The organism is Pseudomonas sp. LBUM1659 (genome assembly GCF_059716045.1).
In genome coordinates, this window is record NZ_CP166797.1 from 1,589,274 (window position 1) to 1,600,959 (window position 11,686).

General features: G+C 59.4%; 11 protein-coding genes, 1 tRNA gene and 1 pseudogene. 10 read left to right on the forward strand and 3 right to left on the reverse strand.

Annotation, left to right across the window (positions count from 1 at the left end):
• The first annotated feature begins 1 nt into the window (after position 1).
• From ACA048_RS07140 to ACA048_RS07150, 3 genes are all read left to right on the forward strand, one after another.
• Positions 2–760, forward strand: a complete 759-nt coding sequence (locus tag ACA048_RS07140) for an MBL fold metallo-hydrolase (protein ID WP_223511337.1) — start codon at positions 2–4, stop codon at positions 758–760.
• A gap of 28 nt (positions 761–788) precedes the next feature.
• Positions 789–1,502: a phosphoribosylaminoimidazolesuccinocarboxamide synthase gene (gene purC, locus ACA048_RS07145; protein ID WP_497628516.1), complete on the forward strand. Its 714-nt coding sequence runs from the start codon at positions 789–791 to the stop codon at positions 1,500–1,502.
• An 84-nt stretch (positions 1,503–1,586) separates the two neighbouring features.
• Positions 1,587–1,676, forward strand: a tRNA-Ser gene (locus ACA048_RS07150).
• Between the two features lie 140 nt (positions 1,677–1,816).
• Here the strand turns inward: ACA048_RS07150 and ACA048_RS07155 are convergent.
• Entirely contained in the window at positions 1,817–2,107 is a 291-nt protein-coding gene (locus tag ACA048_RS07155; protein WP_497628517.1) for a DUF3077 domain-containing protein, read from the reverse strand.
• A 587-nt stretch (positions 2,108–2,694) separates the two neighbouring features.
• Between ACA048_RS07155 and ACA048_RS07160 the strand changes: the two genes are divergently transcribed.
• Positions 2,695–3,027: a hypothetical protein gene (locus ACA048_RS07160; protein ID WP_497628519.1), complete on the forward strand. Its 333-nt coding sequence runs from the start codon at positions 2,695–2,697 to the stop codon at positions 3,025–3,027.
• Positions 3,028–3,082: 55 nt separating this feature from the next.
• On the opposite strand, the gene ACA048_RS07165 is transcribed toward ACA048_RS07160, so the two are convergent.
• Both ACA048_RS07165 and ACA048_RS07170 read right to left on the reverse strand, forming a co-directional pair.
• Positions 3,083–3,679: a helix-turn-helix domain-containing protein gene (locus tag ACA048_RS07165; protein WP_497629818.1), complete on the reverse strand. Its 597-nt coding sequence runs from the start codon at positions 3,677–3,679 to the stop codon at positions 3,083–3,085.
• A 67-nt stretch (positions 3,680–3,746) separates the two neighbouring features.
• Complete coding sequence (locus ACA048_RS07170) at positions 3,747–5,708, reverse strand: oxidoreductase (protein ID WP_497628521.1); 1,962 nt, start codon at positions 5,706–5,708, stop codon at positions 3,747–3,749.
• A 179-nt stretch (positions 5,709–5,887) separates the two neighbouring features.
• On the opposite strand from ACA048_RS07170, the pseudogene ACA048_RS07175 reads away from it, so the two are divergent.
• The 6 genes and pseudogenes from ACA048_RS07175 to ACA048_RS07200 form a co-directional block, all read left to right on the forward strand.
• Positions 5,888–5,977, forward strand: a pseudogene (locus ACA048_RS07175) (hypothetical protein); the annotation flags it as partial.
• A 73-nt stretch (positions 5,978–6,050) separates the two neighbouring features.
• The gene (locus tag ACA048_RS07180) at positions 6,051–6,833 is read left to right on the forward strand and encodes a class II aldolase/adducin family protein (protein ID WP_497628523.1); all 783 of its coding nucleotides are present in this window, start codon (positions 6,051–6,053) and stop codon (positions 6,831–6,833) included.
• 290 nt (positions 6,834–7,123) lie between these two features.
• On the forward strand, positions 7,124–7,771 hold the full coding sequence (locus tag ACA048_RS07185) for a TetR family transcriptional regulator C-terminal domain-containing protein (protein ID WP_497628525.1): 648 nt from the start codon (positions 7,124–7,126) through the stop codon (positions 7,769–7,771).
• Between the two features lie 92 nt (positions 7,772–7,863).
• A complete protein-coding gene (locus ACA048_RS07190; protein ID WP_497628527.1) occupies positions 7,864–8,580 on the forward strand; it encodes a response regulator in 717 nt (238 codons plus the stop codon).
• Positions 8,581–8,585: 5 nt separating this feature from the next.
• Positions 8,586–9,359 carry a substrate-binding periplasmic protein gene (locus ACA048_RS07195; RefSeq protein ID WP_497628529.1) on the forward strand — a complete coding sequence of 258 codons (774 nt, stop codon included), beginning with the start codon at positions 8,586–8,588 and terminating at the stop codon, positions 9,357–9,359.
• On the forward strand, positions 9,356–11,617 hold the full coding sequence (locus ACA048_RS07200; protein WP_497628531.1) for an ATP-binding protein: 2,262 nt from the start codon (positions 9,356–9,358) through the stop codon (positions 11,615–11,617). Before ACA048_RS07195 ends, ACA048_RS07200 begins: the two co-directional genes overlap by 4 nt.
• The last annotated feature ends 69 nt before the right edge of the window (positions 11,618–11,686 follow it).

Consider the following 11,686-nt stretch of genomic DNA (forward strand, 5'->3'; position numbering starts at 1 on the left):
CATGCGTTTTGCCGTTCTCGGCAGCGGTAGCCAAGGGAACGGCACGCTGATAGCCAGCGATGACACGTACGTGCTGGTGGATTGTGGTTTCTCCCTGCGAGAAACCGAAAAACGCCTGCTGCGCCTGGGTGTAAACCCGGCGCAGCTGAGCGCGATACTCGTGACCCACGAACATGCCGACCACGTGCATGGCGTGGGTTTGCTGTCTCGGCGCTACAATCTGCCTGTGTACCTCAGTCGCGGGACCCTGCGCGGGATGCGCAAACCGATTGAACCGGCTGGCCTTCTGGCCGGCGGCGAGCAACTGCAGATCGGCGCTCTGAGCATCGGCGTCATTGCCGTGGCCCACGATGCACAGGAGCCGACGCAATACGTCTTCAGCGACGGTGAGCGGCGCTTCGGCCTGTTGACCGACCTGGGCTCGTATTGCAACAAGGTGCTGGACGGCTATCGGGACCTCGATGCGTTGATGATCGAGTCCAACCATTGCCGTGACATGCTGGCTCGCGGTCACTACCCGTACTTTCTGAAGCAGCGGGTGGGCGGCGAATTGGGACATTTGAACAACCACCAGGCGGCATTCCTGGTGTCCGAGTTGGGCTGGCAAGGCCTGCAACACCTGGTCCTGGCCCATCTGAGCAGCAAGAACAACCTGCCGCAGCTGGCCCGGCAATGTTTTGTCGACACCCTCGGGTGCGACCCGGACTGGCTGCAACTGGCCGATCAAGATTCAGGGCTAGACTGGCGACACATCGCCTAGCCCACCTACTTAGCAAGCGGAGCCCATCATGGAAAAACGTGAAGAACTCTACCGCGGCAAAGCCAAATCGGTTTACAAGACCGACGACGCTAACCGCTTGATCCTGTTGTTTCGCAACGACACCTCGGCGTTCGACGGCAAGCGCATCGAACAGCTCGACCGCAAAGGCATGGTGAACAACAAGTTCAACGCCTTCATCATGCAGAAACTCGAAGCCGCCGGCGTGCCGACGCAATTCGACAAACTGCTGGGCGACAATGAATGCCTGGTGAAAAAACTCGACATGATCCCGGTCGAGTGCGTTGTGCGTAACTACGCCGCCGGTAGCCTGGTCAAGCGCCTGGGCGTCGAAGAAGGCATGAAGCTCAACCCTTACACCTTCGAACTGTTCCTGAAGGACGACGCCAAGGGCGACCCGTTCATCAACGAATCCCACGTCGTGGCCTTCGGTTGGGGCACTGCCGAGCAACTGGATCGCATGAAAGAACTGTCGCTCAAGGTCAACGAAGTCCTGAGCAAACTGTTCGACGACGCCGGCCTGTTGCTGGTCGACTTCAAACTCGAATTCGGCGTATTCCACGACGGCTCCATCGTCCTGGGCGACGAATTCAGCCCCGACGGCTGCCGCCTGTGGGACAAGGCCACCGGCAAGAAAATGGACAAGGACCGCTTCCGTCAGGGCCTCGGTGACGTCATCGAAGCCTACGAAGAAGTCGCCAATCGTCTGGGCGTACCCCTTTAATCGACGCAAGCATCTGATAGCACGGAAAAAAATCGCAAAAGGGGGTTCGCTTCCGGCGAAAGTGTTGTTATGATGCGCGCCGTTGGAGAGATGCCAGAGTGGCCGAATGGGACGGATTCGAAATCCGTTGTACCTTCACCGGTACCTAGGGTTCGAATCCCTATCTCTCCGCCATTACATAGAAAAAGCCCCGTAACTGAAAAGTTACGGGGCTTTTTCGTTTCTGACGTTTCGCTCAGGGCATTTTTAGCTGCGCTTTCAACCAGAGTTGAAGGCCCCTGATATCTCGGGTGAATACTCAGAATGGCGGGCCACTAACTTGCTGTCTTTTGATTCTTGCAAACTGGTCGTGGCGAAACCGCCTTCACCACATCATCGATCAGCGCTTTTCCCATTGAAGTCAAATAGTGCGCAGCCCAAGCATGACGGTCGGTGTCTTTTGAATAAGCTGCGTCCTCTGTGAGTGCCTTGGCCAGGAACAGGAAATCCGAGGCCTGTGCTAATGCAGTACTGATGGGCACTCCCGCGCTGACGTGGAACATTGCATTCTCTGAGCAATAAATGGGGGTAAAGCCGATCGTTTTTGCTTCTGCAGGTTCGGTCATTTTCCACCTCCAGTGAAGGGGCGGTTTTGGAAGAGGTCGAGCGATGGAGCATTACGCAACATGGAGTCGCGCGGAGAGAAAAGACCAAATTTGTACGGATTTACAGTGTGCATTTGTCCAACTCCTTGACATAAGGAGCTGCCACTTTCGTTACCAAGCGAATGGGTGGCAGCTGCGCGCAGGTTGGTAAACCGGGAGTCAAGGAAACCGGCACGCCAGAAGGCGTCCCACGCACAGCCGCCATAACACAAGTTCGCAGGTGTAAGACTGCCAGAAACTGTGAAGGAAGCGCTGTTGCGTAACTCGACGGGTTACCAAGCCCGATCGCTGAATGTTCAGCGACGTCTGGAGAGTATCTCGCCGAATACATGGCCAACAAGGCGGCAACCTGCTCAAAAGCACAGCAAGCGTACCCTCTTACGCAACGCTCGGATTTTGCCTACAACTTCATCAAGAGTCACCCGGATAGTCTGCTAACCGTGCAACACACAACCCGAACGCCAAAACAGGAAGCGACTGCTCGAAGGCAAATCCACGTCATTAGCTATCATGCAATACACCGCAAATGCCCAGATAACGGAGGATGCATGAACAGATGGCAACGGCTTTGGTTGTCTGTGAAGCTGATAACTGCCGTAGCGGCCTGCGTGGCCGTTGGCGTCCAGGCGTTCTTCTACATGATGGACAGCGCTGACGCAGCCCGAATACACCCGTTGAGTATTCTGGTCGCCGGGCTGATCTTCGGCTTCATCACCTTCGGACTCCTCTCGTTCATCGAAAGAGGTGTACGGCGATTAGCTGCCCCTTTTGTCAGGGCTAGTCCTCATCCAGAAGCTGAGGCTGAGACCGATACGAGCGTGGCAGCGGAGCACCCAATCATCCTGTCTGCCGAGGATTCAGCTCAACAGCGCAATCATTGATCTGATTTTTCACAACCAGCGGGCGAGTGATTTTTCAGATGGTCCGCGCAAACGCTCAAAACGTAGGCGGCGTAACCACCCAAATCACCACCGCATCCACCTCCCCCGGATTCCCATACCGGTGCGGTTCCTGGCTGGAAAAACTAAAGCTATCCCCTTCACCCAGCAAAAAATGCCGTTCCCCCACCCACAACTCAAAACTCCCCGACAGCAAATACCCAGCCTCTTCACCTTCATGGCTATAACTCTGCTGGCTATAAGTCCCCGCTGGAAAGCGCGAATGGAGCATTTCCAGCTGTCGATTCGGCTGCGGTGTCAGCAGGTGATCCACAATGCCGTCTTCGTAATGCACGCTCATGCGGGTGTTTTTGCGCACGACGATGCCGTCATCTTCCGGCGCCGTTTGCGTTTCGCTGGCGAAGAACCATTGAATGGTCACGCCCAGGCTCCGGGCGATGTTGAACAGGGCCGGGATGGAAGGGTAGGCGAGGTTGCGTTCGAGCTGGCTGATGTAGCCCGCCGTCAATTCGCTCATCTGCGCCAACTCGGCCAAGGTCATGCCCCGACGTTTACGCAGGCCACGAATCCGGGTGCCAAGGAAATGCGGCGCGGCGCCGCCGTCCTGTGTGGGCGCGCCGTTGGCAGGCTGCATCTTGCTGCTGTTGCTCATGGCGTGCTCCAAACCGGGGTTCTGTCAAAACCCCGGAGTATAAACAGCCTTAAAGCTCCCACGCGACTTTCAAGCCCTCGTAAATGGCTTCTTCTGCGGTGCGTGGGGCGAGGCAGTCGCCGATGCGCCGAAACTCCACAAGGCCTTGCAACTCTGGGCCGAGGGTATCGACAGGTTGATGGCCTTGGCAGAGCACCAATGTGTCGATGTTTTCGAACAGCATCGGTTCGCCGCTGGCGGTGTGTTGCAGGTAGACGGTGTTGTCGTCGCAGCCATACAGGCGGGCGTAAGGGGTGATCGGGATGCCGAGTTTGTGCAGTTCGCCGGCCAGTTGATCGCGCACGTACAGCGGCAGGTTTTCGCCGCAATGGGTGCCGTTGACGGCCAATTGCACTTGATGCCCGGCGCGGACCAGGCGTTCGGCGATGCCGGGGCCGATCCAGTCGCAGCGCCAGTCGACCACCACCACCGACCGACCGATTTGCACCTCGTCGCGCAGCACTTGCCAGGCATCGACCACCTGCAATTCACCGCCGCGCTCGAACGCTGGCCAATACGGTTCGGCGCCGGTGGCGACGATCACCATGTCCGGCCGTTCGCGTTCCACCAGCGCCCGGTCGACGCGGGTATTGCGCACGACGCGTACGCCGGCCAGTTCCATTTCGCGTTGCAGGTTGGTGCTGGCGCCGCCGAATTCGGCGCGTTTCGGTAACAGTTGCGCGAGCAAGACCTGGCCGCCGAGTTGCGAGCTGGCCTCGTAGAGGGTCACGTCGTGTCCGCGCTGGGCGGCGACGGCGGCAGCCTTCATGCCGGCGGGACCTCCGCCCGCGATCATGATGCGTTTACGTTGCTTCGCTGGTTGCCGTTGGCCGAAGATCAGCTCGCGTCCCGTTTCCGGATGCTGGATGCAGGAGATCGGCAAACCTTTGTGGAAGTGGCCGATGCACGCCTGATTGCAAGCGATGCAGGCGCGCACATCTTCAACGTGGCCGGTGTCGGTTTTGTTGGGCATTTGCGGGTCGCAGATCAGGGCGCGGGTCATGCCGCAGACGTCTGCCTGACCGCGCGACAGAATCAATTCGGCTTCCTGTGGCTGGTTGATGCGCCCGGTGACGAACAGCGGAATCGACAGGCCGGCCTTGAACGTTCCGGCCTCCTTGGCCAGGTACGCGGCTTCGATCGCCATCGGCGGCACGATGTGCACCGCACCGCCCAAGGACGCCGAGGTGCCCGCGACGATGTGCACGTAATCCAGCAGCGGTTGCAGCGATTGCACGGCGGTCAGGGATTCGTCTTCGGTGAGCCCTTCGGGATCGCGTTCGTCGGCGGAGATGCGCAAGCCGATGATGAAGTGTTCATCGGTACTGGCACGCGAGGCGGCGATCACTTCGCGCAGAAAGCGCAGACGCTGTTCCAGCTCGCCGTTGTAGCCATCGGTGCGACGGTTGACCCGTGGATTGATGAATTGCGCCGGCAGGTAACCGTGGCTGGCGACCACTTCCACGCCGTCGATTCCGGCCTGATACAAGCGCCGGGCCGCCGCCCCGTAACCGGCGACAATCTCGTCGATCATCGTCTGATCCAGCGCACGCGGCATCACCCGGAAACGCTCATTGGGCACTGCCGAAGGCGAATACGCGACGGCCAGCAGGCCATCGCTGGACTCCATGATTTCCCGCCCCGGATGGAAGATCTGCGACAGCACCACCGTGCCGTGAGCATGGCAACTCTCGGCGATCTTTCGATAGCCCTCGATGCACGCGTCATCGGTGGCCATCAGCACGTGCGAGGTGTACCGCGCGCTGTCATGCACTCCGGCCACTTGCAGCACGATCAGCCCGACACCACCTTCGGCGCGCGCGGTGTGATAGGCGATCAGTTGCTCGTTGACCAGGTTGTCGGTGGGCATCGACGTGTCGTGACCGCTGGACATGATGCGGTTTTTCAGGCGTTTGCCTCGCAACTGCAAGGGTTCGAACAGGTGTGCAAAAGCGGCGGAAGAGGACGGCATGGTGCGGGTACTCCAGGCAGGCTGAAGCCGAAAGGCCGGGTTTTCGGCGTTGTTATTATTTGCCTATAGAAATTTACCTGTAGTAAAAAATCAACTTGTTTTTTTACTGTCGAAGCAGATGCATTTGGCGCGCGCACCTGGGGCGAACCTCACAACAATAAAAATGGGGCACGGCGGCATTAAAGGGCGCGCTGTCGATGGACGTGGCGTTCTGGGTTGATCACGGTGAAGAGCTTGAAGAGCGATTCAACGCCTGGGCCAGCAAGTAATCGCAAGCGGCTGGACGTGGTAGCGCGTTCAGCCTTACTGTTTCGCGCAGTCGATCAGCCTGGAGACCTGAAAATGAACGAGATCGCCACGTTTTCTCAGCGCAGCGCCACCGAGCAACGCTTGCGTGAGGAGTTGGCTGCCTGTTACCGATTGATCGCGCACTTTCGCATGACCGATCTGATTTTTACCCATATATCGGTACGCCTGCCCGGGCCTGAACATCACTTCCTGATCAATCCGTATGGGCTGATGTTCGATGAAATCACCGCGTCCAATCTGGTGAAGATCGGCCTGGATGGTCGGGCCGTGGAGCCGTCGCCGTACCCGGTGAATCCGGCGGGGTTTGTGATTCACAGCGCGATTCACGGGGCTCGTGATGACGCGCAGTGCGTGCTGCACACCCATACAAAATCCGGTTGCGCGGTCGCTGCGTTGAAGTGCGGGTTGTTGCCGGTGAATCAGATCTCGATGGAGTTCTATGGGCGGGTTGCGTACCACGACTATGAAGGCGTGGCGCTGGACATGAGTGAGCAGCAGCGTCTGGTGCAGGACCTCGGCGACAAACCGGTGTTGATGCTGCGTAACCACGGTTTGTTGACGGTGGGTGAGACCGTCAGCCAGGCCTTTTTGCGCATGTATTACCTGGAAAAAGCCTGCGAAATCCAGCTCGCTGCGCAAGCGGCGGGTGAGTTGGTGTTGCCGTCGGCTGAGGTTTGCGAACACACCGAGCGTCAGTTCAATGATCCGGGCCGACCGCTGGAAGAAGGTGAGTTGAGCGACCCGGATGCCATGCAATTGGCTTGGGCTGCGATGCTGCGATTGCTTGATCGGGTGGCACCGGGTTATCGGGATTGACCTGGGGCCCTGTATTGATGGGCTCGCGAATGCGGTCTGTCAGGTGACATCATTGCTGAATGTGCCGCCGTCATCGCGGGCAAGCCACGCTCCCACAGAGTTATGTGTTGGACACAAACAATGAAAACACACAGATCAAATGTGGGAGCGTGGCTTGCCCGCGATGGGCGCAACGCGGTCTCAGACCCATGCAACCGACTAGAGACTTTCCACCCTCTTGCTGTACAGTCGTTCAGCGCGCGGATTAACCCACCGCGTCCCTAACGATTGATCCACGGAGAGTGTCGCGCATGAGTCAGGAAGCCCGTTTTTCCCGCATGGAGCCGGAGTTGCGCAAGGCCAATCTGATCGAGGCGACGCTGGTGTGCCTCAAGCGCCACGGTTTTCAGGGTGCCTCGATCCGCAAGATTTCCGCCGAGGCCGGCGTTTCGGTCGGGCTGATCAGCCATCACTATTCCGGCAAGGACGAACTGGTGGCCGAAGCCTACCGGGCGATCACCGGCCGAGTCATGAGCCTGTTGCGCAGCGCCATGGAACACGCGGCCCCCAATCCCCGCGAGCGTCTGTCGGCCTTCTTCCGCGGTTCGTTTTCCGCCGAACTGCTCGACCCGCAACTGATCGACGCCTGGCTGGCATTCTGGGGCGCAGTGCGCACGGCAGAGTCGATCAACCTTGCACACGAGCATTCCTATGGTGAGTACCGCGGCATCCTGCGCAAAGTGCTGACCGAGCTGGCACAGGAAGAAAACTGGGAAAATTTCGACGCCGATCTGGCCGCCATCAGCCTCAGCGCCTTGCTCGACGGTTTGTGGCTGGAGTCGGGACTCAACCCCGGCACCTTCACCCCGGAGCAGGGCATCCAGATTTGCGAAGCCTGGGTCGACGGATTGCAGGCCGGTGGTCGCCAACGGTTTTGCGTCCAGACGACGGGTTGTTGATCGGTCGTTCAGCTGTCGATACTCTCTGGCGCCAAAGCAACAAAACACTCTAATAAGAAACACGCCTTCGGGCACACGCGGGACACCATGCGATGACTCCTCGGGTATTGATCGTCGACGACGATCCGCTGATTCGCGAACTGCTGCAGGCCTACTTGTCCCAGGAAGGTTATGAGGTGCATTGCGCCGCCACGGCGGAGCTGGCCGACACTTTCCTGGCGAGCCAGACGGTCGATCTGGTGATGCTCGATATCCGCCTGCCGGGCAAGGACGGCCTGACCCTGACCCGGGAGCTGCGGGTGCGTTCGGAAGTGGGGATCATTCTGATCACCGGGCGCAACGACGAAATCGACCGCATCGTCGGCCTTGAATGCGGCGCCGACGACTATGTAATCAAACCGCTCAATCCTCGTGAACTGGTGTCCCGGGCAAAAAACCTGATACGCCGGGTGCGTCACGCGCAGACGCCGCAACCGGCATCGGCCATCGCCAAACCGGTCAAACAATTCGCCACCTGGGCGCTGGACACCGACCGCCGACGGCTGATCGACAAGACCGGTAGCGAAACCCTGCTGACCCACGGCGAATACCAGTTGCTCAGCGTGTTTTTGCGCAACAGCGGCCACACCTTGAGCCGCGATCAACTGATGGACCAGATCCGCAACCGCGAATGGGTGCCCAACGACCGCTCCATCGACGTGCTGGTCGGACGCTTGCGCCGCAAGTTGCAGGACGACCCGGCCGAGCCGCAATTGATCATTACCATTCATGGCGCCGGTTATCTGTTTACCGCCAGTGTGGCGGCCTGAGCCCGATGCTTCGGGTGTTTGGCCTGCTGTTGGCGCTGGCCGCGAGCAGCGTGATGGCGGCGGAAAGAGTTCGCTATTGCGACTATCCGGTGTACCCACCGATCTCCTGGAGTGACGGCAAGCAAGTGCGCGGCCTGGCCCCGAGTGTGGTGAAAAACCTCTTCGGTCGTTTGGGCTATGACGTCGACATCATCGTGCTCGGTAACTGGAAACGCTGCCTGCTTGACGCCGCCGAAGGCCGGGTCGATGTGGTGTTGGCCTACAGCACCGCGCAACGTGAACAGAGCATGGTGTTTTCGACGGTGCCGGTGTTGCGCGAGGAGGTTGCGTTGTTCATCAATCGTCAGCACCCGGTGAAATTCGAGCGTCTGGAGGACCTGGCCAACTACCGTGGCGGGTTGCTGTTCGGTGAAAGTTACGGCGTGGATTTCGACCGTTTGGTGGCAGCGCATCAGAACATCGAATGGGTCTCCGACAGCGGCCAGAACTTCGGCAAACTGATTCGCGGTCGCATCGATTTCATCACCTCGGAACGGCGCACCGGTCAGCTTTACGTCGAGAGCCTTTCGGGCGCGCAAGACATCGTCGCGTTGCCCAATGCCTTGAGCGTCGACTATTTGCGGGTGGCCGTTTCACGCAAATCCCCCTTGTCCAATCGCATGCCGGAGATCGATGTGCAACTGAAACGCATGGTCGAGTCCGGGGAGGTCGAGCGTCTGTTGAATGAAAGCGAAGCCACCTACCGCGACATGATCAACCTTCCGGCGAACTCCAAATGATCCGCGCGCGTCCGGGTGGCCTGTTGCGGCGTCTGCTGCTGTTCATTCTGTTGTTCAGCCTGTGTTTCACCGTGCTGGCGAGCACCGTGCAGCTGTACTTCGAATACCGCCGCGAAATGCGCGACATCGACTCGCGCATGGAGCTGATTCGTGCCGGTTACCTGGCCAGTCTGGAGCGCAGCCTCTGGGATCTGAACCAGGAACAACTGAACGTGCAACTGCGTGGTCTAGTGGACTTTTCCGACGTGGCGCGGGTGCACCTGACCAGCCCTGATTTCGATCTGCTGCAAGGCAATCCCGAACCGGTCGGGCCATTACGCATCGAGCGTTTTGAACTGGATTATCAACCACCGACCGGGCCTTCACGGCACTTGGGCCAATTGGAAGTCAGCACCGATCTGGGTGCGGTGCATCAGCGCCTGTACGCCACCGGTTTGACCAGCCTGTTGTGGATGAGCGTGTTCCTTTGCGGTCTGGCGGTGGCGTTGTCGGGGCTGTTTTACCGCTTGGTCACCCGGCACCTGCAAGTCATGGCCGAGTTTGCGCGGCGCATCGCCGCCGGTGACTGGCACGAGCCCTTGCACCTGGACAAGCGCCGGCATGCCCACGAAGACGAAATCGACACCGTGGCCCACGCGCTGGACGATATGCGCCGGGCGATTCTCAGTGACATTGACCGCCGCGAAACCGATCGGCTGGCCCTGCAAGACAATCGCGATGAACTGCTCCGGCTGGTCGAGCGCCGCACCGCCAGCCTGATGCGCGCCAAGGACGAAGCCGAGGCCGCCAACCTCGCCAAGTCGCGCTTTCTGGCGACCATGAGCCACGAGTTGCGCACCCCGCTCAACGGGATTCTCGGCATGGCCGAGTTGCTGCGCGGCGCACGTCTGGATGAGCGCGACGGCAAACGTCTGGATGCGCTGTACAAGGCTGGCGAAGGGTTGCTGTCGATCCTTAACGAAGTGCTGTATTTCGCCCGATTGGAGGAGGGCGTCAGCCACCCGGAACCCGTCGATTTTTCGATCCGGCAACTGCTTGACGAAGTACTGACGCTGCTGGAACCGCGCGCGTTGAGCAACGACACAACGCTGCACTGCCGAATCGATCCGAAGGTCGCTGAAAGGCAGCATGGTGCCGAACAATTCCTGCGTCAGGTGTTGAGCAACTTGCTGGCCAACGCGATCAAGTTCACCGAAGGCGGCAAGGTTGAGGTCGAGGTTGCGCTGCTGACCCAGGTTCCGGGACAGAGCGGGCAACGCTTGCGCGTAAGCGTCACGGACAACGGCATCGGCATCGCCCCGGCCATGCAGGAAAAGATTTTCGAGCGCTTTACCCAGGCCAGCGAAGAGGTGGCGCAACGCTTTGGCGGAACCGGGCTCGGGCTCGCGATCAGCAAACATTTGGTCGAGCAATTGGGCGGGCGGATCGGTGTCGAAAGCGAGGTCGGGCTGGGCAGTTGTTTCTGGTTCGAGCTGACGTTGCAGGCGTCTACCGGCATTACAGTTGTGGCGCAGAACAGCGAAACCGTGCGGGCACTGAATATTCTGGTGGTCGAGGATGTGGCGCTGAACCGTGAAGTGGTCAGCGGTTTGTTGCAGCGCGATGGGCATCAGGTCTGGCTCGCCGAAGAAGGTGAGCAGGCGCTGGTGCAATGTGCCGGGCAGACGTTTGATTTGATCCTGCTCGATGTGCACCTGCCGGGCATCAGCGGCGTCGAATTGTGCAAACTGATTCGCCACAACGAAGGTCCGAACCGTCACACGCGGATTTTTGCCCTGACCGCCAGCGTGCAGCCGGCCTTGATGCGCGGTTATCTGGAGGCCGGGATGGACGGCATTCTCGCCAAGCCTCTGAAGCTCGAAAACCTGCGGCAAGCGTTGGCTGGGCATTTGCCGGTATCCGCGGCACAACCTGATGACGAGGCGATGGATTGGCCGCTGCTGGACACCCATCGCACCTTGCTCGGTGAACAGAAACTTCAGGGCTTGCTGACGGTGTTGCGCGACTCGATCAGTCAGCATCGCGAAGCACTGACCGAGGCCATCGAGGCCGACGACTGCACCGAAGTCGCACACCTGGCGCATCGCCTGGCGGGTAGCAGCGATTCATTGGGATTTCGCGCTTTAGCCAATGTGTTGCGCGCTTTGGAAGAGGCCGCGATGGTCAATGATGAGCAGACTTTGCGGACCTTGGCCCCGCAGGTTCATGCGCAACTGCAGCGTTCGCAACAGACGCTGGCTGAGTTGCTGCACCGCTGACGTACAAGTTTGTTACGACTTTTTACAACTTCGATCTTTACGGTCAACGGGACCTTACATGGTCTTCCA

Bases quoted from the DNA above. Each gene is read 5' to 3' on its own strand.
- ACA048_RS07140 (WP_223511337.1), top strand. From the start codon at position 2: ATGCGTTTTGCCGTTCTCGGCAGCGGTAGCCAAGGGAACGGCACGCTG.
- ACA048_RS07160 (WP_497628519.1), top strand. From the start codon at position 2,695: ATGAACAGATGGCAACGGCTTTGGTTGTCTGTGAAGCTGATAACTGCC.
- ACA048_RS07200 (WP_497628531.1), top strand. From the start codon at position 9,356: ATGATCCGCGCGCGTCCGGGTGGCCTGTTGCGGCGTCTGCTGCTGTTC.
- ACA048_RS07190 (WP_497628527.1), top strand. From the start codon at position 7,864: ATGACTCCTCGGGTATTGATCGTCGACGACGATCCGCTGATTCGCGAA.
- ACA048_RS07195 (WP_497628529.1), top strand. From the start codon at position 8,586: ATGCTTCGGGTGTTTGGCCTGCTGTTGGCGCTGGCCGCGAGCAGCGTG.
- ACA048_RS07170 (WP_497628521.1), bottom strand. From the start codon at position 5,708: ATGCCGTCCTCTTCCGCCGCTTTTGCACACCTGTTCGAACCCTTGCAG.
- ACA048_RS07180 (WP_497628523.1), top strand. From the start codon at position 6,051: ATGAACGAGATCGCCACGTTTTCTCAGCGCAGCGCCACCGAGCAACGC.
- ACA048_RS07185 (WP_497628525.1), top strand. From the start codon at position 7,124: ATGAGTCAGGAAGCCCGTTTTTCCCGCATGGAGCCGGAGTTGCGCAAG.
- purC (WP_497628516.1), top strand. From the start codon at position 789: ATGGAAAAACGTGAAGAACTCTACCGCGGCAAAGCCAAATCGGTTTAC.
- ACA048_RS07165 (WP_497629818.1), bottom strand. From the start codon at position 3,679: ATGCAGCCTGCCAACGGCGCGCCCACACAGGACGGCGGCGCCGCGCCG.
- ACA048_RS07155 (WP_497628517.1), bottom strand. From the start codon at position 2,107: ATGACCGAACCTGCAGAAGCAAAAACGATCGGCTTTACCCCCATTTAT.